The following is a 23,203-nucleotide window of genomic DNA, read 5'->3' on the forward strand; positions in this document are numbered from 1 at the left end:
CTATTTCTTGAAAATAGATAAAAAATAATAGCTGGAAGGGAAGCATTTTAGAAAACATATAGTTATTATGAAAGAGAGCTAAACATGTTTTGAGTACAAAAAGAGTAGCAAGTCATGAAGAGATAATTATTGTACTTAGACATCGCTGTGAGCACATATTTTATGGTCAGCTCGAGCAATAGTGTAGGTAATTCATATACTTTTCGAGCATTTTGTAGAAGAATAATTTTTTGAAGAAAAAGCTGTCTCAAATTTTGGAGACAGCTTTTTTATTAATATTGTAGGTGTATTTGTTGGTAATTCGATATAACTTCATTTACTACCGCGCTTTTCAAAAAAGTGTTTATAAAGAAATCGTATACAAAATCCCGTTTAAAGCAAAAGAAGTACGGCCCGTTTCTTCAGAGACAACTAATATAAGTGCATCACTCTTTTCAGATAAGCCAATTGCAGCTCTGTGACGTGTTCCTAGCTCAGGATCAACTTCTGTACTTTTCGTTAAAGGAAGAATATTAGCAGCTGAGACAATATGATTATTTTTTACGAGAACGGCACCGTCATGAAGAGGGTTACCTGGATAAAATATTGATTCGAGTAATGGCGCAGTTAAATGAGCGTTTAATGTCGTTCCAGTTTGAATGAGAGCTTCAAGCGTCTCGTTTCGTTCCACGACGATAAGAGCACCATGTTTTCTGGCGCTTAAATGTTGGATAGCTGTCGTAATAAAAGATGAACTTTCCGTATAAGGTGATAAATATGCCTGAATATAGTATGTAGCTGCCAATGTTTGTACATTTGCTAACATATGATGAATATCTTCCATTTTGCATAAAATACATTCGTCTTCTTTATCGATTGCGTTCCTCATAATCGATAGTTCTTTTTCAGCAATTTCAATCATTTGCTTTGTTTGTATTTTGAGCTCTTCTGACAAGCCCCATTCGTGCATAATCCTCATTCCCTTTAGTGGAGTATTTAACAATAGTGTATACAAATATTCCTAGTAAAATCCTGTTAGATTTTATAAAATATTGAGATACAGCATGTTTTTTTCATATAATAAAGGTATGACGAGCGAGAGGAGAGAGAAGAATGAATTGGAAACAAGAATTTAGTCGCTGGCTTTCTTACGCACAATTAGATGCAGAATTAAAAGAACAGCTAGAAAATATGAAGCAAGATGAGAAGAAAATCGAGGATAGCTTTTATAAAAATCTAGAGTTTGGCACAGGTGGTATGCGTGGTGAACTTGGTGCTGGTACGAACCGTTTAAATGTATATACAGTTCGTAAAGCAACAAAAGGATTAGCAAGCTTTATCGAAAAGTTAGGTGAGGAAGCGAAAAAACGCGGTGTTGTTGTAGCCTATGATTCTCGTCATAAATCACCTGAGTTTGCAATGGAAGTCGCTGCTACACTTGGTGCACGTGGTATCACAACATATGTGTTTGAAAGCTTACGTCCAACGCCAGTACTTTCTTTCGCAGTTCGTCATTTACATACAGTAAGTGGAATCGTTCTTACGGCAAGCCATAATCCGCCTGAATATAACGGATACAAAGTATACGGTGAAGATGGTGGACAGTTACCTCCAAAAGAGGCAGATGAGTTAATTAGCTACGTAAATGCAGTAGAAGATGAATTAACAGTTGAAGTCGCTGATGTAGAGCAATTAAAAGCTGACGGTTTATTACATATTATTGGACAAGAAGTAGATGATGCATATGCTGCAGAATTGAACAATGTCATCATTAATAAAGAAATGGTACAAAAGGTTGGTAAAGACTTAAAAATCGTCTTTACACCATTACACGGAACATCAAATATTTCTGTACGCCGTGGTTTAAAAGAAGTTGGATTTACAGATGTAACAGTTGTAAAAGAGCAAGAGTTACCAGATCCAAACTTCTCTACAGTAAAATCACCGAACCCAGAAGAGCACGCAGCGTTTGAGTATGCAATTCGTGACGGTGAAAAGGTAGGCGCAGATGTATTAATCGCAACTGATCCTGACGCAGACCGCCTTGGTGTAGCAGTGCGTAATCATAATGGTGAATTCCAAGTATTAACAGGAAACCAAACAGGTGCATTAATGCTTGATTACTTACTATCTCAAAAGAAAGAAAACGGAACGCTTCCGGAGAACGGTGTCGTATTAAAAACAATCGTAACGTCTGAAATTGGTCGTACAATTGCAAAAGCATACGGTTTAGATACAGTTGATACGTTAACTGGATTTAAATTTATCGGTGAGAAAATTAGACAGTATGAAGAAAGCGGACAATATGAATTCCAATTCGGTTATGAGGAAAGCTATGGTTATTTAATCCGCCCATTCTGCCGTGATAAAGATGCAGTACAATCTGTCCTATTTGCATGTGAAGTAGCTGCATACTACAAATCACAAGGGAAAACGTTATATGACGGTCTATTAGAAGTATTTGAGAAATACGGCTTCTTCCGTGAAGACCTTGTATCGTTAACGTTAAAAGGAAAAGATGGAGCGGAAAAAATCCAAGAGATGATGGCAACGTTCCGTGAGAATCCGCCGAAAGAAGTAGCGGGCTTAACAGTCGTAGCAGTGGAAGACTATAAAGCAAGCATCGTTACATCTTTACAAGATGGACATAAAGAAGAGATTCACTTACCGAAATCAAATGTGTTAAAATATCAATTAGAGGATGGTTCATGGTTCTGCCTACGCCCATCTGGAACTGAGCCGAAGATTAAGTTTTACTTTGGTGTGAAAGATAGTTCTTTACAAAATAGTGAACAAAAGTTACTTACTATTAAAGAAGACATTATGAATCGTTTATAATACAAAGTAATTTTAAGTAGTAAGGAACAAAAGGGAGCGAAATCTCCCTTTTGTTTTATGTAGGAAATGCTTGCTATTGATTCCGACAGGAGAGAGGGTATTTTGTGATGAAAAAAGTAAGAAAAGCGATAATCCCAGCAGCTGGATTAGGAACACGTTTTTTACCAGCAACGAAAGCAATGCCGAAAGAAATGTTACCGATAGTAGATAAACCAACGATTCAATACATTGTAGAAGAAGCAGTGAAATCGGGAATCGAAGATATTATTATTGTTACTGGTAAAACAAAGCGCTCTATCGAAGATCATTTTGATAACGCATTTGAACTAGAACAAAACTTATTAGAGAAGAAAAAATATGAGTTGCTTGAAAAAGTACAAGCTTCTTCAAAAATGGTAGATATTCATTACATCCGTCAAAAAGAGCCGAAGGGACTAGGACATGCTGTTTGGTGTGCACGTAAATTCATTGGTGATGAGCCATTTGCAGTGTTACTAGGTGATGATATTGTCCAAGCTGAGAAACCGTGTTTACGTCAATTAATGGATGAGTATGAAAAAACACTTTCTTCTGTTATTGGTGTACAAACTGTTCCAGAGTCGGAAACACATCGCTATGGAATTATCGATCCATTAGAACAAGAAGGTCGTCGTTACCAAGTTCGCAATTTCGTTGAGAAACCAGCACAAGGTACAGCTCCTTCAAACTTAGCGATTATGGGGCGCTACATTTTAACGCCTGAAATCTTTATGTTCTTAGAACAGCAACATGTCGGTGCTGGTGGTGAAATTCAGTTAACAGATGCAATCCAAAGCTTAAATGAAATCCAACGTGTATTTGCCTACGATTTCGAAGGAAAGCGCTACGACGTAGGTGAAAAGCTAGGATTCGTTCAAACGACAATCGAAATGGCTCTGCAACACCCAGAATTACGTGATGACATGGTTGCGATGATGAAGAAAATTTTAGAAGAACAAGCGAATCAAGAGTCATAATAAAAAATGAGTTATTTCAGTATACTGAAATAACTCATTTTTTTATTATGAAATCGTCGAATGAGAATGCTGATAAGCAGAACGACGCACAGCATAATATATGCGAGGTGCGATAATAGCACCGATAATTGTAAATGCAATATCTTTTACTGCAAACCACATCATAATCATCCAAGCAGCTTTATAGCTCATATTACCGCTCATAAAGAGATTGACTGCCCCGTACATGTAAGTAGTACCGATTATATAAGTTAAAATAATTCCTGTGAAAGAGGCAATTGCAAATGTAATGAATGTTGGTCTTTCTTTTTGTTCTACTAGTTTTCCGGATACGTAAGCAACGATAATAAATGCGATAATAAAACCACCAGTAGGATCTAAAAGTGCTCCAAATCCAGCTTTGAAGTTAGCGAAGATTGGTGCGCCGGCTACGCCAACGAGCATATATACAGTCATGGATAAGGCACCAAGTCTACTTCCAAGAAGAAGACCTGCTAAAATTGCGAAAAATGGTTGCATAGATAATGGGATGCCTGCTACTTGAAGGAATGGTGCCCAAGATACAATATTTGCACCGATTGCCATAAGAGCAACGAACATGGCAGCTAATGCTAAATCTAAAACATAAAATCTTCTCATAATGTTAACCTCCTGTTGTTTTTAGGTTAACATTATCGTAGCGAAAATATTTACTTGTTGTCAATCAAAATATTTTGATAAGAAGGCTTTAAATAGTCTCTTAGCAACGTATATGGAATACGAAATTGCGGAATTCCACTTGAATAGGGAGCAATCTCATATAAAGGGAAATAAATGACGAGATTGTCTGGCTCTAAAAAGAAGTGGAATTTTTTCATACTCATTACTTTTTCAGTTGCATCAGGAAAATAAATGCTTTCATTTTGTTTAATTTGTCGTACAATCTCCGCACGGATTACATCTTTATATTTATCCTTTTGTTCAAATAAATCGTCTAAGTGCAGTACCTTTTTTTCGTTTAAATCGAATGTATTTGCCTTCCACGTATAAAGACCGTGTGCTCCGCCAGTATATTGATAGTAATTCACATATAGGCTAAGAAAAGGTGGTTTGTTTAAAGAGACTTTATAATCAACATTTGCTACGTACGGATGAAATGGTGTACTAGATCCTTCTGTCTCTTTATAATATTTTTTTGCTTCTTTTTCTAATTTGGTTTTAAATTTGTCAGTGGATTTTTTGTAGTATAAATTGAGTTTATTTTGAAATTTAGAGTCAGAAAATTTGTGAAAAGAAGGCCTGTTTATTTGATATTCTATATAAGGTTTCTTACCTTTTTGCGTTACAGTCTTAACATCGATTGTCAGGTTAGATGCTTTGGCTGTTATTGCACAATTTGGTACAATAGTCAGCAAGGAGAACATAAGCAGTAATATACAAAATTTCTGTTTCATTTAGGTGAAGCCTCCTTATATAAGTGTTATAAGTAGTTTGAAAATAAATAGGTAAAATTATACATTTAATTAAAGTAAGAGAAGGGGGAAGCGATATGGCAAAAACTTTAATGGATTCACTTGGAATTGAGTTGTTAGAGATGACAGAAGATAAGGTGGTTGCTACGATGCCTGTTGATGAGCGTACGCATCAGCCATTTGGATTTTTACATGGTGGTGCATCGGTTGCATTAGCAGAAACAGTGGCAAGTGTTGGTTCATATAATTTAATTGATCAAGAAAAATGTATTTGTTTCGGATTAGAAATTAATGCGAACCACATTCGCTCAAAGAAAGATGGAATTGTAACAGCGATTGGAACACCAATACATAGAGGACAATCGACAATGGTTTGGGATGTTCGCATTATTGATGAAAATGATGATTTACTATGTATATCAAGATGTACAGTAGCAATTAAAGAAAAACGTGAAAAATAAAAAAGAGGCGCTCTTATGAGCAGCCTCTTTTTCTTATAATTAGAACTGGATTTTCTTCTCTAAGAAACCTTTTAGTTCGCTAATTGGCATACGAACTTGTTCCATTGTGTCACGGTCACGTACTGTAACAGCTTTGTCTTCAACTGAGTCGAAGTCGTATGTGATACAGAATGGTGTACCGATTTCGTCTTGACGACGGTAACGTTTACCGATAGAACCAGTTTCATCAAAGTCTACCATGAAGTCTTTAGCTAATTCTGCGAATACTTCAGTAGCACCTTCAGATAGCTTTTTAGATAATGGTAAGATAGCTGCTTTGTATGGTGCTAAAGCAGGGTGGAAACGAAGAACTGTACGAGAATCGTTTTCTAATTGCTCTTCTTCATATGCATCACATAAGAATGCTAATGTTACGCGGTCTGCGCCTAAAGATGGCTCGATGCAGTATGGCACGTAACGCTCATTCGTTTGTGGATCAATATAGTTAAAGTCTTCGTTTGAATGTTCCATGTGACGTTTTAAGTCGAAGTCTGTACGAGATGCAACGCCCCAAAGTTCGCCCCAACCGAATGGGAATTTGAATTCAATGTCAGTTGTTGCATTACTGTAGTGAGATAACTCTTCTTCACCGTGGTCACGAAGACGCATGCTCTCTTCAGACATACCAAGTGAAAGTAACCAGTTTTTACAAGTTTCACGCCAGAATGCAAACCACTCTAAATCTTCACCAGGCTTACAGAAGAATTCAAGTTCCATTTGTTCAAATTCACGTGTACGGAATGTGAAGTTACCAGGTGTGATTTCGTTACGGAAACTCTTACCGATTTGGCCGATACCAAATGGAAGCTTTTTACGCATAGAGCGTTGAACGTTTTTGAAGTTTACGAAAATACCTTGTGCTGTTTCAGGACGAAGGAAGATTTCGTTTGTGCTAGACTCTGTAACACCTTGGAATGTTTTGAACATTAAGTTGAACTGACGGATTTCAGTAAATTCTTCACTACCGCAATCAGGACATTTTACTTCATGTTCTTTCATTAAGTCAGCCATTTGGTCGAAAGTAAGACCGTCAACAACCATTTCGATGCCTTTTGCATCTAAAGCATCCTCAATTAATTTGTCAGCACGGTGACGAGCTTTACATTTTTTACAGTCGATCATTGGATCGTTGAAGTTACCAACGTGACCAGAAGCGATCCAAGTTTTAGGGTTCATTAAAATAGCTGCGTCTAAACCAACGTTGTGTGGAGATTCTTGAATGAATTTTTTCCACCAAGCTTTTTTAACATTATTTTTTAATTCGATTCCAAGTGGACCGTAATCCCAAGTGTTTGCAAGACCACCGTAAATTTCAGAACCAGGGAAAACAAAACCGCGATGTTTCGCTAAGTTTACAACTTGTTCCATTGAATACATAAGAAAATCCTCCTTTTGAAAGTTAACGTATTGGCGATGACATACTCTGATACTTTGGAAACGAGCAGTATATGCTAAAAGGAACATAAAAAAACGCTCATCCCAAGGCTTATTTGCCTAGGGACGAGCGTTTGCCCGCGGTTCCACCCTAGTTGATACACAAAAGGTGCATCCACTTTATCATGTATTGCTCGAGACTGCCGTTTCCTTGCGTCTTCAGGCTTTCACTATCCCTGAATCGCTTTTTATGCAAGTACTTATAAGTCCGTCATCGCTACTTATATTAATAATAATGAACATATTCTAACACGTTCTTTTTTAAATCTCAATAGAGGAACGCGTCTATCTATGATAGAGTCTCGCCTATTTTTTCATTATTTATTCCGTAATTTTGCTTAATATGCTTAATTGCTTCACGCTTACTTAATGGAGCGAGCTCATTGTTTTGCACGTATTCCCAAACTACATCCTGATATGTTTTTGCATATTCACGAAGGACCCAGCCAATTGCTTTTTGAATGAAAAATTCTTTTGAAGAATGTAGTTGTCCAATAATCCAGAAAAGAAGTTCTTCATCCATCTTTTGTTTATATTTGAGTTGGAATAAAATAGTGGCACGTTGTAACCAAATGTTATCTGATGCAATCCATTTTGGGATATAGGCAGAAATCAATTCTGGATGTTGCAAAAAGATATTACCTAAAAATGTAGGTACGATGCTATCGACAGTGTCCCACCAAGATTTTGTTACAATCAATTCTTCTAAGAAGGGGATATGTGTTTCGTTTATATGCTTTTTATATTTTTGCATAATATCAAGTGCAGCCGCTTGGAATTCACGTTCTGGTAAGTCCCAAAGTTCACGTACGATAATTTGGAAGTCTCTTTTATCTGGGAGAGTATGTATTTGAATGATGTCTTTTAATAATTGGCGTCTTTCCGGTGTTTGAATACCTAGAAATGGGAAGTGATTTTTCATATAACGAGCCATAGGTTCTGCTTTTTCAAGATTTTGATGAGCTGTAAAATGCTCTTGTAATGCTTTTACAAATGGATGCATACGTGTTTCTCCTCTCTTATTCTCTTTCTTCTCTTATTATACAAAGAGTTTGGATAAATTTTAAAACATAACTTGCAATGTAATGAAATATGTTGAAAGTAGAGAGGAGAGGATAAGATGGAGGATCAAGGCGTACTAGCAGGTTTCTTTGCTCTTAGTTTTGCGTTTATTCTTGTTATATTGATTTGGGCAATTATTTCATATTTGTTAACGGCTTTTGCACTTTATTCGATGGCGAAAAATGATGGTGCAACGGACGGGGTGCTTGCGTTTATTCCGTTTTTGAATAGTAAGACGTGGGGGGACTTAGCGAAAGATAAATTACCAGATTTTTTGAAAGAAGAAGCAGGATGGAAAGTATTCGGCATATATGTTGCATGTTTCATTTTTAATTTCGTACCAATTATAAGTTTACTAGCAACAGCTGTATCGATTGTATTGTCCATTTATCTTATCTACGCTATTTTAGACAGATACGGAACGAACTCTATATTATTTACGATTATTCATGTAATCACATTTTCGGTGTTCTTACCGATTCATTTATTTATTATTCGAAATGAACCGGTGAGATATAAAGAGTAGATTTTTCATTTTTGTTGATAAGTAGATATAAGTAAAAAAGCGCCCTGATTATCAGAGCGCTTTTTCTACTACATAAGGTAGCGTAAATAAATATAAATGTGAGAAATGATTAATGAAACGATCATAATTGGGAAACCGACTTTTAGGAAGTCCATGTAACTAAATTTATGTCCTTCGCGGCTCGCGATACCTGCAACGATTACGTTAGCAGAAGCTCCGATTAATGTTCCGTTTCCGCCCAGACAAGCACCTAGTGCTAATGCCCACCATAATACATCGATTTGTGCGTCAGATGGTGATAAGCCTAGCCCAACTGCCATATCGTTAATAAGTGGAATCATTGTTGCGACGAATGGGATGTTATCAATTGTTGCAGAGGCGATACCAGATACCCATAAAATAAGGATGGATGCGTAAGAAATATCTCCGCCTGTTATACCAATTACTTTTTGAGCTAACATTTTGATAAGACCGATATCGATAAGTCCTCCAACAAGTACGAATAACCCTGCGAAGAAGAAGATTGTTACCCACTCTACGCTTGCAAATACTTCTTCAATTTCATGCTCTTTCACACCAATTAACATAAGTACAGTAGCACCAGTTAAGGCGATAATAGCGGCATCGATATGGAAAATAGAATGAGTCATGAAACCTACAATCGTAAGTCCAAGTACCGTTAAAGATTTTTTCATTAATACTGGGTCTTTAATGTACTGTTTTTCATCTAAGCTCATTAATTTTTTAACTTGTACAGGATCGGCAATTAATTGTTTGCGATACATGAAGTAAAGTATTATCGCTGTAACTGCAATAATAATAATTACAATTGGTGCTAGATTCAATAGGAAAGCATTGAAGTCTAAATGCTTATTTGCAGAACCAATCATAATGTTAGGTGGATCACCAATTAATGTTGCTGTTCCTCCAATGTTTGAAAAAATAATTTCAGAAAGTAAATAAGGAACAGGATTTACTTGCAGTATGCGCGTAATAGATAAAGTAACTGGAACAACAAGAAGTACAGTTGTAACGTTATCTAAAAATGCGGAGCCAAGCGCGGTAAGTAAGGAAAGTGAAATTAAAATTTTAATTGGATTTCCTTGTGCCCCTTTTGCTGCTTTAATGGCAACGTATTGGAAAACACCTGATTTACTCGTAATGTTCACCAAAATCATCATACCGATGAGTAGCGTAATCGTTCCCCATTCAATATGTTTCGTAAAGGCGTTATGTAAATCGACGACCCCCACAATTACCATGAGTGCTGCACCAAGAAGTGCGATGACAGCGCGATTAATTTTTTCAGAAATAATAATGGCATATGTAATTAAAAAGACTGCGATAGCAAAATAATACTGCCAGTTAGCGAGTTCTTGCGTTGTTTCGTGCAAAAATCTCATCTCCTTTCATTCACTTTTTCTTAGTGTGTCAAAAATGCTCTAGAAGAAACACACATAACGTCATTATAAAGTAGGAAAATGGCGGATGTAAATGAAAGGAGAGATTTTGTCATATTTTCTGCATAGGTCATTTTTTCTTATTTTTTAAAATATTTGTGGGCATTTGACATATATATAAGATACATCCAATCTGAATATTTAAAATGGAATTAGCATTCGAGCTTGTTCGTGTAGGAGTGTCAAATAGAAAGGAATGACAAAAATGATAAGGAAGGGATCGTATGGATGAACAACGATTTTTATTTTTAGACTTTGAGTTTACGATGCCCCAGCATAGAAAGAAACCGAAAGGATTTTTTCCAGAGATTATTGAGGTAGGACTCGTTTCAGTTGCTGGCTGTAAGGTAGAAGATACGTATTCATCACATGTTAGGCCGAAAACATTTCCCTCTTTAACGGATCGATGTAAGAAGTTTTTAGGAATAAAACAAGAAGTCGTGGATAAAGGGATTTCATTTCCTGAACTCGTTAAGAAGCTTTCAGAATACGAAACGAAATGTAAACCGACAATTGTAACGTGGGGAAATATGGATATGAAAGTGCTGAAGCATAATTGTGAAATGGCAGGGATAGCTTTTCCATTCTTCGGACAGTGTCGTGATTTATCGCTTGAGTATAAGAAGTTTTTTGGAGAAAGAAATCAAACAGGATTATGGAAAGCAATTGAGGCGTATGGAAAAGTAGGGACAGGGAAGCATCATTGTGCGCTTGATGATGCAATGACGACGTACAACATTTTTAAACTAGTAGAAAAAGATAAAGAGTATTTAGTAAAACCAGCACCTCCAACATTAGGAGAACTTGTTGATTTTTCAAAAGTGTTAAAGAAAGTGAGCACACAGTAACGACCAAATTGCACATTATGTAATTTGGTCGTTTTGTTTTTTAGAGTTTGTAGTCTTTCTTTAACTGTTCTAATGTTTTTAGACTACGCTCTGCAAAAGGTGAATCATCTTCAGAAAATGAATTCATTTGAGTTTCTAATGCTAATTTTAGTGAATCTGTATAATCCGGAATTTCTCCTTCATATTTCTTCACCATTTGTTCTGGAATGTTCGTTTGCTCATGAAAAGCTAAAGCACGTCTTTCGTGGAAAAATGGTACGTCAGCTTGTTTTACGTTATGTAAGTCACCTTGCACCGGATGTTTTAAAACAGCTAATACTTTTACGACGTAACTGCCAGGGCGGCTATTTGTAACCTCACCAATGTATTTTCCTGTTTTATAAATACCAGTAACGATTTCGCCAATTTCAAATGTTTCTCTCATATTTTTCACCTCAAGTTTATAGTAAGGAAAGTGAGGGAAGGAGTCAAAGAAATCATTCGCTTTCGGAACGACCCTTGAGAATATGGACCGGTTCAACTATAATTTAAAGTGATATAACAGAAAATTCTGATGTTTTTCGAATCCTATAATAAGGAGTGTTCCGTATGATGCCTTTATATTTTCCGGAAGATAAAACAGAATATATTATTCCGGGGATTGTTTGTGTTCTATTTATCATCGGTGCGATTGCTACGTGGCGTATGTTCATTCGTGTATCAAAACGAGAAGCAGAGCGATTACAGAAAGTTGAAGAAAAGCTGTTAGCTGAAAAGAAACAGTAACTCATTTTTGTATGTTTCCCTCTATGCTCGGACAATCTAAGGGCAGAATATATTTTGGAGGGAATAAAATGAAAAAACGGCTTTTTTTCAGTTGTTGTTTACTATTTCTGATGGCAGGTTGTGACCAAGGAAAGCCGAAAGAAATTGACGTGAAATTACATAATGCTTCAGGTGATGAAGTGGGGACTGCGAAAGTAACTCAGCAAACAAGTGGAGTGAAAATTAAGATTAAAGGGGAAGGTTTCACGCCAGGCCCGCACGGCATACATGTGCACGAAATTGGTGAGTGTAAAGCACCGCGTTTTGAATCATCTGGGAATCATTTTAACCCTGATAATAAAAAGCATGGACTGCTCAATCCGAAGGGTGCAGAAAACGGTGATTTACCGAACGTAATTGCAGACGGTTCTGGGAAAATTAAAGCAGAAATCGATGCGCCGCATATAACGCTCGAAGAAGGAAAAACGACGATTCATAGAAAAGATGGAGCGTCTATTATTATTACAGAAAACCCTGATGATGGTATGACACAACCGACAGGTAAATCAGGGGATCGAATTGCTTGTGGCGTAATTGTAAAAAAAGCATCGGATATGAAGAAAAAGTAAAAGCTACCGTGAATGGTAGCTTTCTTTGTGAAATGTAATTGAAAGTATATCAGCGATTATTGGAATATATCGACTGTAACTCAAATTATATCGGCGATTATTGGAATATATAGACCGTAACTTGAAATATATCAGCGATTATTGAAATATATCGACTTACCGACAAAATATGACAAAGGAGTCTGCCCCAAGAATGATTAGGGGCAGACTCCTTTCTTATTATGAAAACGTATGATGCAGTCTGTTTAAAATTTCTTCTAAAACAGATCGTGGACAGCCGATGTTAATTCGAATATGTTCTTCGCCACCTAACCCGTATTTCTCACCAGGTTCAACGATGATTTTTCCTTTTTCCTCAAGTAGTGCGGTACGCTCGTTTTGAGAAAGCTTTAGACGAGAACAATCAATCCATAATAAAAAGCTACCTTCTGGCTTCGTTACGGAAAGAGCAGGTATGTGAGTTTTAATATATTCACAAGCAAATTGAGCATTATCTTCTATATATAATCGAATTTCGTTTAGCCAATCATTACATTCTGTATAGGCGCTTTGCATCGCTGTATAAGCGAAGATATTTAACCCGTGGAAGCCCTGTCTATACTGGATAGCAGTAAAGGCGTGACGGAGTTTTTCGTTTGGAATGATAACGATCGACGCTTGTAATCCAGCGATATTAAATGTTTTACTTGGAGCCATACAAGTAATCGTGCGAGCTGCTAATTCTTCAGATAAAGAAGCGAACGGTGTATGTGTATGGTCTGCATAAATGATATCGGAATGAATTTCATCCGCCACAACGATTACGTCATATTTAGTACATAACGATCCGAGCTGCACAAGTTCCTTTTTCGTCCAAACGCGTCCGATTGGGTTATGAGGGCTACAAAGAAGCATGAGTTTGATGCCTTGCTGAAACTGCTTTTCTAAATGCTTGAAGTCTATCACATATGTATCATTTTGTTTCTGTAATGGACTCACGCATAACTGTCTGTTGTTTGTTGTGACCATTTCGAAAAATGGAGGATAAATAGGTGGTTGTACGAGAACGGATTCGTTTTCTTTTGTGAAAGCCTGTATGCTCGTACTAAGAGCTGGAACGATTCCGGCGCTAAAGACAATCCATTCTTTTTGAATATCCCAGTTGTATTGTTGTTTTGTCCAGTTACAAATAATATCTCCAATATTTTCGGGAGGAAGTGTATAGCCAAAAATCGGATGTTCGATTCGTTGTTTTAAGGCAGTTTGAATTGGTTTTGGTACTTCAAAATCCATATCAGCAATCCAAGCATGGATAAGTTCTTCGTTTTTATATGTATCCCATTTTATACTATGCGTTCCACGTCGATTGATTGCTTTATGAAATAGTTGCATAAGTTTGCTCCCTTCTTCTGTAAAACCAATAAGTTATGAAAGTTCTCTCTCTTCTTATAGAATAGCTGATGTGATAGGATAAAGAAAAGTATTAAAAAGTGAAAAGGCGGGAAGCGAATGGGTACATATGAAAAGATGATAGAGGTTGTGAAGAATTGGGATCCGTTTCAAATGGGACCGGAGTTTTATGAAACAGAAGCGAGCGATGTTGTGAGCGTCATAAGTGTGTTTGACGATCCAAAATATATCGCAAAGAAGATTCAACATATATACTTTATGTCTTTTGAGGAAGTACCTGCGCTTGAAAAATGTGAGAAATTAGCTGTGGAATTACTTGTAATAAAAGAAGGCGGAAGCTGTTCATTATAGGCTGTCGGGATTTCCGACAGCCTTTTTTATATTATCCCGTTATTTGCTGGGTAGTAAGACCTTCACCTCAAAATTTAGCGGAAGCAAAGAAGTTAGGTGGAGGCTGATTAAAGTTTCATTTTATTGCGCGGAAAAAGCGATAATTTCTTCATAAACATGTTCAGGCTTTTCTTCAGGTAGTAAATGTCCTGTATTTTCGTAAGAAATAAATTTTGAATTCGGTAAATCTTTGTGTAGACGATGACCTACATGTACAGGGACGACGCGGTCTTTTTCACCCCAAATGAGTAGGATAGGTGTTTCGATTTTTTGTAATTCAGTTGAAGATAAGTCACCTTCACGGTCTCGTATCATGCGAGTTAAAGCGGGAAATATACGGTCGTCATAAAAAGGAGCGGAGTAACCTTTTTTCATTTCATCGTCAATTAATGAGTGATCATGAACGACATTCATTAAGTTATGAACAATGCCGCGCCTTATAATCCAGTTCTTTACGTATAAATGAAAGAACGGTAAATAAGAAGAGTATAGTAAAGGTAAGGTTGCGCGCGCTAAATAGCTCGAGCTACATAGTAAAATCGTCTTTGAAATGAGTTCAGGACGTATACGGTTTACATAGAGAGAAATTTGCCCACCCATAGAATGCCCAACTAATACAATGTTTGAGAGAGATAAATGTTCAATTAAATCAATAATAATCGTTGCTAAATTGTGATAAGAATACTTAAACAGATGAGACTTATCACTTTTTCCGAACGGTGGCAAATCAAGAGCAATGACTGTTCCTTCCTTCGATAGTAAAGGAATGAGACGGCGGTAACTGAATGAGGAAGATAAAAAGCCGTGAACGAGTATGAAAGTAGGACGTTCTGTTTTATTATCATGTTCATACAATTCGTAATGAACAGTAGTGCCGCGAGTGGAAAAAGTGAAATAAGGACAAGTATATTTATGATTCATTTTTTGTCACTCCATTGATTTTTGTTCATATCATCTCCAAGGAAGAAGAAAATATGTTAACAAAAAAAGGCAAGATGACGATGTCATCTTGCCTTTCGTTTATTCAGTATTACCCGCGAACAATATTAGGCGGTGTTTTTCCTTGTAACCCTGCAACTAAATTTTCAGCGGCGGTCATGGCCATTTGCTGACGAGTTTTTAATGTTGCAGATCCGATATGTGGTAAAGTCACAACATTTTGTAATGATAAGAGTGGATTATCTTTTTGAATCGGCTCTTGTGTAAATGTATCGATACCTGCTGCAAAGATTTTCTTTTCTGTTAAAGCATGGATTAACGCTTTTTCATTTACTGTTTTGCCGCGAGAAGCATTAATGAAGATTGCTGTGTCTTTCATTAATGAAAATTCCTTTTCTCCGATAAGGTGATATGTTTCATCTGTTAATGGAGTAAGAAGAACAATAAAGTCAGACTGATTCAGTAGCGTCTGTAAATCACAATATGTAGCATCGAATTTTTGTTCAGCTTCTTCTTTACGACGGCGGTTATAGTAAAGAACATTCATATCAAATCCGAATTTTGCTCGTTTTGCAACGGCTTCTCCAATTCGGCCCATACCGATAATACCAATTGTGCTATGGTGTACATCTAGTCCGAAGTGTTCTTTTCCGATTTCAGCGTTCCATTCACCATTTTTCACGTAAGAATCGAGTTCGCAAACGCGGCGCCCAGCTGATAGCATAAGGGCGAAAACGAGATCAGCTACTGTATCATCTAATACGTATGGTGTATTTGTTCCGATAACATTTCGGTTTTTCATCGCTTGTAAATCAAAATTATCGTAACCGACAGAAATGTTGCTCACTACTTTTAAGTTAGGAGCTACTGTCAGTAATTCTTCATTAATAGCAGATCCGAAATTTAATAACCCATCTTTATCTTGTATTTTCTCTAATAGAATATCACGAGGTACTTTCTCATTTTGATCCCATTTTTCATAATCACAGTGTTCTGATAAATAGTTTTCTACAAATGTTGGAACTGGTTCAGCAATATAAACTTTTGGTTTCACGGTTCCATCCCCTTTCGCTTTATCCCGCATTTTTCCGCTGATTAAAGTTTCACTTTATTTTGACATAATTCAATAGAAAAATCTTCTTTTCAAACTTGAAAGGGTATTTGTATAATTTAGACACAAACGAAAAGGAAGGATGATTTATATGGTGACAGAAAAAGAATTAGAATTATTAGCTTGTCTTGAAAAGAGTAGTCGATTATCTGTAGATACATTAGCGAAGCTGTTAAATATAGAAGTAGAAGAAGTAAAGAAGATGGTTGCGAGATTAGAAAATGAAAAGATTATTGTGGATTATGTAACACATATCGATTGGACGAAAGTGAAAGAACATACAGGTTTAACGGCAATGATCGATGTGAAAGTTACGCCAAAGCACGGCGTTGGATTTGATGCGGTTGCTGAGCAAATTTATCGTTATTCAGAAGTGAAATCCGTTTATTTAATGTCAGGGACATATGATCTTTCTATTACATTAGAAGGGAAAACGATGGGGGAAGTAGCGATGTTTGTTTCTGAGAAATTAGCAACAATTGAATCTGTCGTTTCTACAACGACTCATTTCATTTTGAAGAAGTATAAACATGAGGGTGTTATTTATGAAAAAGACGATGATGATAAGCGAATTGTGGTGACACCATGAAGCAATTTGAACTATCTAGATCAGCAGAATCTTTAAAACCATCTGGTATTCGAAAATTTTTTGATTTAGCAGCAAATATGAAAGGTGTTATTTCCCTCGGGGTAGGAGAGCCAGATTTTGTTACCCCTTGGAATGTAAGGCAAGCATGTATTCGTTCTTTGCAACAAGGGTATACGTCATATACAGCAAATGCAGGATTATTGGAGCTCCGTCAAGAAATAGCAAAGTATCTAAAAAAACAATTTGCAGTATCTTATGACCCAAGTGATGAAATCATTGTTACAGTTGGAGCGAGCCAGGCGTTAGATGTAGCGATGCGCGCCATTATAAATCCTGATGATGAAGTGCTCATTATTGAACCAAGCTTCGTTTCTTATGCACCACTTGTGACATTAGCTGGAGGAGTTCCGGTTCCTGTGGCGACTACTTTAGAAAATGAGTTTAAAGTACTACCAGAACAAATTGAAGCAGCTATTACAGCGAAAACAAAGGCGATTTTGCTTTGTTCACCAAATAACCCGACAGGTGCAATGCTAAATAAATCCGAGCTTGAAGAAATAGCAGTGTTTGTTGAGAAGTACAATCTAATTGTATTATCTGATGAAATTTATGCAGAGCTTGTATACGACGAAGTATATACAAGTTTCGCGAGTATTAAAAATATGCGTGAGCATACGATTTTAATTTCGGGATTTTCAAAAGGGTTTGCGATGACAGGATGGCGTCTCGGTATGATTGCAGCTCCTGTTCAATTTTCAGAATTAATGCTCAAAATCCATCAGTATTCAATGATGTGTGCACCGACGATGTCTCAGTTTGCAGCACTTGAGGCGTTACGCGCAGGGAACGATGAAGTGATTCGAATGAGAGATAGTTATAAGAAGCGTCGTAACTTCATGACGAAATCTTTCAATGAAATGGGCTTAACGTGTCATGTGCCAGGCGGAGCATTTTATGTTTTCCCTTCTATATCTTCAACAGGATTATCTTCAGCGGAATTTGCAGAACAGTTATTGCTGGAAGAAAAAGTGGCTGTTGTCCCTGGTAGCGTATTTGGCGAAAGTGGTGAAGGTTTTATTCGTTGTTCTTATGCAACATCGCTTGAACAACTTATGGAAGCAATGAAGAGAATGGAACGGTTTGTAGAGAATAAAAAAAGGACAAAACGTAATACGTTTTGTCCATAAAAGGGGGGGAATACTAGAAAGCCATGTGTTAGTAGTCTATCCCAATATTGGATAATTATACTTCTTTAAGGGAAATTTTTCATGAATTTTGAATGAGTTCTGTCATAGTGGTATAATTTACTAATATAAGGTATACGCATTCTAGATAACGTTATCTAGAATGCGTACTAACCAATCGGATATTTAAAATAAATATATCTGCTTTGCTCTCTATAATTGTAGAGAGAATGGTAAACGTATGGGAGTGTTTCATATGTCAGAACAATATACAACAGGAGTGGTTGTAACAGGGAAAGTGACTGGAATTCAAGATTACGGTGCGTTTGTAGCGTTAGATGCAGAAACACAAGGGCTTGTGCATATATCTGAAATTACAAATGGATATGTAAAGGATATTCATGACTTTTTAAAGGTCGGCGATACAGTAGAAGTAAAGGTACTTTCAATTGATGAAGAGCACAGAAAAATGAGTTTATCGTTAAAAGCGGCGAAAAGAAAACAAGGAAGGATTCTTATACCGAACCCATCTGAAAACGGATTTAATACGCTGCGAGAAAAGTTGGCAGAATGGATTGAAGAGTCCGAGTTAACAAAGTAAAAGAGGAACGCATATGAGCGTTCCTCTTTTACTTTATCTTATGATATATATTTGCAAATATGATTGCATGCAATCATATTCGTATGTCGGAGGTGAAAGGACATACTGATTATCGAATTTCGTTTGTTTCTGGGTGCGTACCAAGATTTTCAGATGGTTTAAACAGTAAACCAAGGTTGATAAGCCCAGATATACCAACGATGCCGTAAATAATACGTGCAAGAGCTGAATTTTGTCCACCGAAAATGGCTGCTACTAAGTCAAACTGGAAAAACCCGATTAGTCCCCAGTTCACAGCGCCAATTACAGTAAAGACTAATGCGATACGTTGTAAAGTACTCATGAAAAAGCCCCCCCTTAATTGTGAAGCATGAGCAAGCGATGAGTTAATTAACTCTTTTATAGAATGGGGTAGTTATGTTGTTTTTATACATAAAAAATGTTTGAAATAAGATGTATATACATCTATACCGAAAAATGCGAATTTTTATGCAAAAAATGAACTTTTTCTAAAAAATATATATTGGTTACGTTTACAATGTTTGAATCGCTTGATTTACAACTTCAGTTTCGCTAAAGTGAATACAGAAATACATATCCATAATTGGAGGGAAAAAGATGAGTACACATGTAACGTTCGACTATTCTAAAGCGTTATCCTTCATCGGTGAACATGAAATCACTTATTTACGTGATGCAGTGAAAGTAACACATCACGCAATCCACGAAAAAACTGGAGCTGGGAACGATTTCCTTGGGTGGGTAGACCTTCCGCTTCAATATGACAAAGAAGAATTTGCTCGCATTCAAAAATGCGCAGAAAAAATTAAAAATGACTCTGACATTTTACTTGTTGTAGGTATCGGTGGTTCTTACTTAGGAGCACGTGCAGCAATCGAAATGTTAAACCATTCTTTCTACAACACGCTTTCTAAAGAACAACGTAAAACTCCACAAGTGCTATTTGTTGGACAAAACATTAGCTCCACTTACATGAAAGATTTAATGGACGTATTAGAAGGTAAAGACTTCTCTATTAACGTTATTTCCAAATCAGGTACAACAACAGAGCCAGCACTAGCATTCCGTATCTTCCGTAAGTTATTAGAAGAAAAGTATGGAAAAGAAGAAGCTCGCAAACGTATTTATGCAACTACAGATAAAGCGCGTGGTGCATTAAAAACATTAGCTGATAACGAAGGTTACGAAACATTTGTTATTCCAGATGATGTTGGAGGTCGTTTCTCTGTATTAACGCCAGTTGGTTTATTACCAATCGCAGTAAGTGGCTTAAATATTGAAGAGATGATGAAAGGTGCAGCTGCTGGTCGTGATGACTTCGGAACATCAGAACTAGAAGAAAATCCAGCTTACCAATATGCAGTAGTTCGTAACGCTTTATACAATAAAGGAAAAACAATTGAAATGCTTGTTAACTATGAACCAGCACTTCAATACTTCGCTGAGTGGTGGAAACAGTTATTTGGTGAAAGTGAAGGAAAAGATCAAAAAGGTATTTTCCCATCTTCAGCAAACTTCTCAACTGATTTACACTCATTAGGTCAATACGTTCAAGAAGGTCGTCGTGACTTATTTGAAACAGTCCTTAAAGTAGGTAAATCTACACATGAACTAACAATCGAATCAGAAGAAAACGATTTAGACGGATTAAACTACCTTGCTGGTGAAACTGTAGACTTCGTAAACACAAAAGCATACGAAGGTACATTACTTGCACATAGCGACGGGGGAGTACCAAACTTAATCGTCAATATTCCTGAATTAAATGAGTACACATTCGGTTACCTTGTATACTTCTTCGAAAAAGCATGTGCGATGAGCGGCTACTTATTAGGCGTGAATCCATTTGACCAACCTGGAGTAGAAGCATATAAGAAAAACATGTTTGCTTTACTTGGTAAACCAGGATTTGAAGAATTAAAAGCAGAATTAGAAGAGCGTTTAAAATAATAAAAAGCGACCGGATTCCGGTCGCTTTTTATTATTTTATCGAAAAGTCCATCAGTATATTCAAACTAAAGTGGGTATGCTAAAGGAAAAGTCTAGGAGGGATGGGCTTGATTCCGATTCAATCAAATTTAGAAGGACGTACATATGCGTTATATAAGTTAGAAGAGATTATGAAACCACTTGGATATAGCATTGGTGGTAATTGGGATTATGATAAAGGATGCTTCGATTACAAAATCGATGAAGAAGATGGGTATCAATTTTTACGAGTGCCATTTACAGCCATTGATGGAGAACTAGATGTACCAGGCGTAATAGTTCGTCTTGGAACGCCGTATATTCTTTCGCACGTATATCAAGACGAACTAGATGATAATGTGAATACTTTAACAGCTGGAACAAGTGGAATGGATCAATTTGCTGAGCCGAAAGATCCAGATGGAGATGTGAAAAGAAAATATATCAATATTGGGAAAGTGCTCATGCAAGAATTAGAGCGTCATTTTACTAATGGTGAATAACAATGAGTATGTCGCTTTCAATGAGAACAAAGGAATGAACTGGATTAATCATATATTGTTCGTCGCGCTTTATACCTAGTAAGAGAATGTTTTGCTTTAAAAGAGTATAGCTACAATTGGCAAAAGTTTGTCCGGTGCAGGACGATGGAAGCTCCATCAGTTGTAATTTATTATCAGAGATTTCGTCGTAAAGTGAAAATAGTACACCTGAAATGGAAGGGAATAAAAGAGAAGCGGTAAATACATAGCTCGTTAATTTATTTCCTTCTATAATTTCTGACACGCCAGCTCTCGTTGCATTTTGTATTTGTTCAGAAGTAAGAAGTTCAGCGATGCAGTGAATGTTTGGGTTGAGCCCTTTTGCAGTTAAAATATTTAAAATGGACTGTGTATCCGCTAAGCTTTCGTTTTTTTCTTTATCAGCTGTTATTAATATGGTGTGTGCCGTTGCAATATTAGCCTTTAATAAAGTTTGATCGTGATGCGGACAACCTTTTATAAATTCTAAATGATGAAATGGTTTTGGGAGTAAAGAAAGTGTTTCATCAATTAAAACGATATCAAGGTTTGGTTGTAATACGTGCATTTGCTTTACAACATGTTTTGCGCGCTCATTCCAGCCAACGATAATCATATGACCGTTAGAAGTAGCGGCTTCTTCACCTTTAATTTTCATATATTGTTTATTAATCATTTCAGTAGCAAACAGCACCATATAATAAGAACAAAAGCCAGTTCCTAATAAAATAATACTTATACCTATTAGTTTTCCTATCGTCGTATGGGGAGCAAAGTCGCCATATCCAACTGTAAAAATGGTAACGATTGACCACCAAATTCCGTCAAACCATGTAGTGAAATGAAAAGGTTCTAATCTATGTATAAGAAAACCGGAAAAAGCAGTCAGTACAATAATAAAACAAATTAAACGAAAAATAATGGAATCACGAAATGTATCTACTAAATTCGGACGGGATTTCAATTGCCTATTCCTCCTTACTTTGTAGGACTACATTCATTGTTGCCATTATAGAAAAAAGAAAAACTCTCTAATTAAAGAGAGTTTGTTTTACGTTACATACTTTCCACTTCAGTTTGTTGGACACTTTCAAGATGCTGGAGAGCATAGTAAACATCAGCAGTATGTCTTTTTTGATCAATGGACAGTTTAAGATGTAAATAGTGAGAACCGTTTTCTAATGTTTTAAGCTTCATATTCTTAACTTTTATATCCATTTCTTTTATTTCTTCAATTACGATTGGGATATTGTCCATATTTCGTACAACAAGTTTCACAGCGATATCACGTTGACGAAATGATCTAGGGCCTACATATTTCATCGCGAGTGGTATAAGTTCGACACTAATCATAAGGAAACACATTCCGAATATCGCTTCAATATAGAATCCGGCCCCAACAGCAATACCAATACCAGAAGCACCCCAGATCATAGCGGCAGTCGTGAGCCCTGCAATGCTATCGTTGCCTCTTCTTAAAATTACGCCAGCACCTAAAAAACCAATTCCTGATACAATTTGAGCGGCAAGTCGAAGTGGATCCATATTCATATGATCGGTATGTGGTAAGTTATAAGCTGCTTTAATAGAAACAATCGTTAGGAGGCAACTAATAATAGAAATAACTAAACACGTTTTTAAACCAAGTGGTTTCCGTTTTAATTCGCGTTCTAAACCAATGGCAAATCCTAAAATAGCCGAGAGACCTAGTTTGATTAATAAATCGGTATAGTCCATATATATTCCTCCTTGTATGATATGCTATATGAATAAAACGCTTATTATAGAAAGAAACGTCTTTTGATAGAGTAACTTTATATAAAATATATGTAGGAATTGCTCATACATGAAAGAGATATTTCGTTTAAGTATATGATATAAAAAAAGAAATGTGGGCAGTTTTAAAAAAAGTTTATAAAAGGTGTTGCATTTCATTTTTCACCATGATATATTAATAACCGTCGCTGATGCGGAAATGCAGAAAACGACAAAAAAGAAATTGAAAAACTTAGTTGACATCGAAA

Annotated in this window: 26 protein-coding genes; 13 read left to right on the forward strand and 13 right to left on the reverse strand. The window is 36.5% G+C overall.

All coding sequences use genetic code 11. The features are described 5' to 3' along the window. Window positions 1-343: 343 nt before the first annotated feature. Window positions 344-949: a sporulation-specific diadenylate cyclase CdaS gene (gene cdaS, locus ACQGSG_RS16775; protein WP_000545252.1), complete on the reverse strand. Its 606-nt coding sequence runs from the start codon at window positions 947-949 to the stop codon at window positions 344-346. 143 nt (window positions 950-1,092) lie between these two features. On the opposite strand from cdaS, the gene ACQGSG_RS16780 reads away from it, so the two are divergent. Both ACQGSG_RS16780 and galU read left to right on the forward strand, forming a co-directional pair. Continuing rightward, complete coding sequence (locus tag ACQGSG_RS16780; RefSeq protein WP_001104221.1) at window positions 1,093-2,817, forward strand: phospho-sugar mutase; 1,725 nt, start codon at window positions 1,093-1,095, stop codon at window positions 2,815-2,817. A gap of 107 nt (window positions 2,818-2,924) precedes the next feature. Next, on the forward strand, window positions 2,925-3,812 hold the full coding sequence (galU, locus tag ACQGSG_RS16785; protein WP_002097988.1) for a UTP--glucose-1-phosphate uridylyltransferase GalU: 888 nt from the start codon (window positions 2,925-2,927) through the stop codon (window positions 3,810-3,812). Between the two features lie 45 nt (window positions 3,813-3,857). Here the strand turns inward: galU and ACQGSG_RS16790 are convergent, their stop codons facing one another. Both ACQGSG_RS16790 and ACQGSG_RS16795 read right to left on the reverse strand, forming a co-directional pair. Further along, the gene (locus tag ACQGSG_RS16790; RefSeq protein ID WP_325842582.1) at window positions 3,858-4,451 is read right to left on the reverse strand and encodes a biotin transporter BioY; all 594 of its coding nucleotides are present in this window, start codon (window positions 4,449-4,451) and stop codon (window positions 3,858-3,860) included. Between the two features lie 50 nt (window positions 4,452-4,501). After that, a complete protein-coding gene (locus tag ACQGSG_RS16795; protein ID WP_000810322.1) occupies window positions 4,502-5,245 on the reverse strand; it encodes a DUF3298 and DUF4163 domain-containing protein in 744 nt (247 codons plus the stop codon). A 95-nt stretch (window positions 5,246-5,340) separates the two neighbouring features. Between ACQGSG_RS16795 and ACQGSG_RS16800 the strand changes: the two genes are divergently transcribed. Further along, on the forward strand, window positions 5,341-5,724 hold the full coding sequence (locus tag ACQGSG_RS16800) for a hotdog fold thioesterase (RefSeq protein ID WP_001140612.1): 384 nt from the start codon (window positions 5,341-5,343) through the stop codon (window positions 5,722-5,724). Window positions 5,725-5,763: 39 nt separating this feature from the next. Here the strand turns inward: ACQGSG_RS16800 and ACQGSG_RS16805 are convergent, their stop codons facing one another. Further along, the gene (locus tag ACQGSG_RS16805) at window positions 5,764-7,140 is read right to left on the reverse strand and encodes a glycine--tRNA ligase (protein WP_000287147.1); all 1,377 of its coding nucleotides are present in this window, start codon (window positions 7,138-7,140) and stop codon (window positions 5,764-5,766) included. A gap of 346 nt (window positions 7,141-7,486) precedes the next feature. After that, window positions 7,487-8,200, reverse strand: coding sequence for a DNA alkylation repair protein (locus tag ACQGSG_RS16810; RefSeq protein ID WP_098605715.1), 714 nt, complete (start codon window positions 8,198-8,200; stop codon window positions 7,487-7,489). 117 nt (window positions 8,201-8,317) lie between these two features. Between ACQGSG_RS16810 and ACQGSG_RS16815 the strand changes: the two genes are divergently transcribed. Beyond that, on the forward strand, window positions 8,318-8,785 hold the full coding sequence (locus ACQGSG_RS16815) for a hypothetical protein (RefSeq protein ID WP_000390061.1): 468 nt from the start codon (window positions 8,318-8,320) through the stop codon (window positions 8,783-8,785). A gap of 68 nt (window positions 8,786-8,853) precedes the next feature. Here ACQGSG_RS16815 and ACQGSG_RS16820 read toward each other — a convergent pair whose 3' ends face one another. Next, the gene (locus ACQGSG_RS16820) at window positions 8,854-10,179 is read right to left on the reverse strand and encodes an ArsB/NhaD family transporter (RefSeq protein ID WP_000545231.1); all 1,326 of its coding nucleotides are present in this window, start codon (window positions 10,177-10,179) and stop codon (window positions 8,854-8,856) included. A 290-nt stretch (window positions 10,180-10,469) separates the two neighbouring features. On the opposite strand from ACQGSG_RS16820, the gene kapD reads away from it, so the two are divergent. Next, complete coding sequence (gene kapD, locus ACQGSG_RS16825; RefSeq protein ID WP_000344358.1) at window positions 10,470-11,093, forward strand: 3'-5' exonuclease KapD; 624 nt, start codon at window positions 10,470-10,472, stop codon at window positions 11,091-11,093. A gap of 40 nt (window positions 11,094-11,133) precedes the next feature. Here the strand turns inward: kapD and ACQGSG_RS16830 are convergent, their stop codons facing one another. After that, on the reverse strand, window positions 11,134-11,517 hold the full coding sequence (locus ACQGSG_RS16830) for a kinase-associated lipoprotein B (protein WP_325842583.1): 384 nt from the start codon (window positions 11,515-11,517) through the stop codon (window positions 11,134-11,136). 164 nt (window positions 11,518-11,681) lie between these two features. Here ACQGSG_RS16830 and ACQGSG_RS16835 point away from each other — a divergent pair, with 164 nt between their 5' ends. Continuing rightward, entirely contained in the window at window positions 11,682-11,858 is a 177-nt protein-coding gene (locus tag ACQGSG_RS16835) for a hypothetical protein (protein ID WP_000982757.1), read from the forward strand. A gap of 68 nt (window positions 11,859-11,926) precedes the next feature. Next, complete coding sequence (gene sodC, locus ACQGSG_RS16840; protein ID WP_098595781.1) at window positions 11,927-12,466, forward strand: superoxide dismutase [Cu-Zn]; 540 nt, start codon at window positions 11,927-11,929, stop codon at window positions 12,464-12,466. Window positions 12,467-12,685: 219 nt separating this feature from the next. Here the strand turns inward: sodC and ACQGSG_RS16845 are convergent, their stop codons facing one another. Continuing rightward, a complete protein-coding gene (locus tag ACQGSG_RS16845; protein ID WP_098605713.1) occupies window positions 12,686-13,837 on the reverse strand; it encodes a MalY/PatB family protein in 1,152 nt (383 codons plus the stop codon). Between the two features lie 117 nt (window positions 13,838-13,954). Here ACQGSG_RS16845 and ACQGSG_RS16850 point away from each other — a divergent pair, with 117 nt between their 5' ends. Then, the gene (locus ACQGSG_RS16850; protein WP_000537645.1) at window positions 13,955-14,206 is read left to right on the forward strand and encodes a YugE family protein; all 252 of its coding nucleotides are present in this window, start codon (window positions 13,955-13,957) and stop codon (window positions 14,204-14,206) included. A 120-nt stretch (window positions 14,207-14,326) separates the two neighbouring features. Here the strand turns inward: ACQGSG_RS16850 and ACQGSG_RS16855 are convergent, their stop codons facing one another. Beyond that, the gene (locus ACQGSG_RS16855; RefSeq protein WP_001015858.1) at window positions 14,327-15,166 is read right to left on the reverse strand and encodes an alpha/beta fold hydrolase; all 840 of its coding nucleotides are present in this window, start codon (window positions 15,164-15,166) and stop codon (window positions 14,327-14,329) included. A gap of 109 nt (window positions 15,167-15,275) precedes the next feature. Next, window positions 15,276-16,268, reverse strand: a complete 993-nt coding sequence (locus ACQGSG_RS16860) for a 2-hydroxyacid dehydrogenase (RefSeq protein ID WP_426947700.1) — start codon at window positions 16,266-16,268, stop codon at window positions 15,276-15,278. 118 nt (window positions 16,269-16,386) lie between these two features. On the opposite strand from ACQGSG_RS16860, the gene ACQGSG_RS16865 reads away from it, so the two are divergent. From ACQGSG_RS16865 to yugI, 3 genes are all read left to right on the forward strand, one after another. Continuing rightward, on the forward strand, window positions 16,387-16,884 hold the full coding sequence (locus ACQGSG_RS16865) for an Lrp/AsnC family transcriptional regulator (RefSeq protein ID WP_000255696.1): 498 nt from the start codon (window positions 16,387-16,389) through the stop codon (window positions 16,882-16,884). Then, window positions 16,881-18,071, forward strand: coding sequence for an aminotransferase (locus ACQGSG_RS16870; RefSeq protein ID WP_325842584.1), 1,191 nt, complete (start codon window positions 16,881-16,883; stop codon window positions 18,069-18,071). Before ACQGSG_RS16865 ends, ACQGSG_RS16870 begins: the two co-directional genes overlap by 4 nt. 253 nt (window positions 18,072-18,324) lie before the next feature. Continuing rightward, on the forward strand, window positions 18,325-18,669 hold the full coding sequence (yugI, locus tag ACQGSG_RS16875; protein ID WP_000003764.1) for a S1 domain-containing post-transcriptional regulator GSP13: 345 nt from the start codon (window positions 18,325-18,327) through the stop codon (window positions 18,667-18,669). A 109-nt stretch (window positions 18,670-18,778) separates the two neighbouring features. Here the strand turns inward: yugI and ACQGSG_RS16880 are convergent, their stop codons facing one another. Further along, on the reverse strand, window positions 18,779-19,012 hold the full coding sequence (locus tag ACQGSG_RS16880; RefSeq protein WP_000105788.1) for a DUF378 domain-containing protein: 234 nt from the start codon (window positions 19,010-19,012) through the stop codon (window positions 18,779-18,781). A 275-nt stretch (window positions 19,013-19,287) separates the two neighbouring features. On the opposite strand from ACQGSG_RS16880, the gene ACQGSG_RS16885 reads away from it, so the two are divergent. Further along, the gene (locus ACQGSG_RS16885) at window positions 19,288-20,640 is read left to right on the forward strand and encodes a glucose-6-phosphate isomerase (protein ID WP_000103658.1); all 1,353 of its coding nucleotides are present in this window, start codon (window positions 19,288-19,290) and stop codon (window positions 20,638-20,640) included. A gap of 107 nt (window positions 20,641-20,747) precedes the next feature. Beyond that, window positions 20,748-21,161 carry a YugN-like family protein gene (locus ACQGSG_RS16890; protein ID WP_000612334.1) on the forward strand — a complete coding sequence of 138 codons (414 nt, stop codon included), beginning with the start codon at window positions 20,748-20,750 and terminating at the stop codon, window positions 21,159-21,161. On the opposite strand, the gene ACQGSG_RS16895 is transcribed toward ACQGSG_RS16890, so the two are convergent. Together ACQGSG_RS16895 and ACQGSG_RS16900 are read right to left on the reverse strand one after the other, a co-directional pair. Continuing rightward, window positions 21,148-22,143, reverse strand: coding sequence for a potassium channel family protein (locus ACQGSG_RS16895; RefSeq protein ID WP_000842320.1), 996 nt, complete (start codon window positions 22,141-22,143; stop codon window positions 21,148-21,150). The genes ACQGSG_RS16890 and ACQGSG_RS16895 overlap by 14 nt on opposite strands. A 92-nt stretch (window positions 22,144-22,235) precedes the next feature. Continuing rightward, entirely contained in the window at window positions 22,236-22,916 is a 681-nt protein-coding gene (locus ACQGSG_RS16900; RefSeq protein ID WP_000386676.1) for an MgtC/SapB family protein, read from the reverse strand. Window positions 22,917-23,203: the final 287 nt, after the last annotated feature.

It is taken from the genome of Bacillus sp. GMa5/1 (genome assembly GCF_050172015.1).
GTDB lineage: Bacteria > Bacillota > Bacilli > Bacillales > Bacillaceae_G > Bacillus_A > Bacillus_A cereus.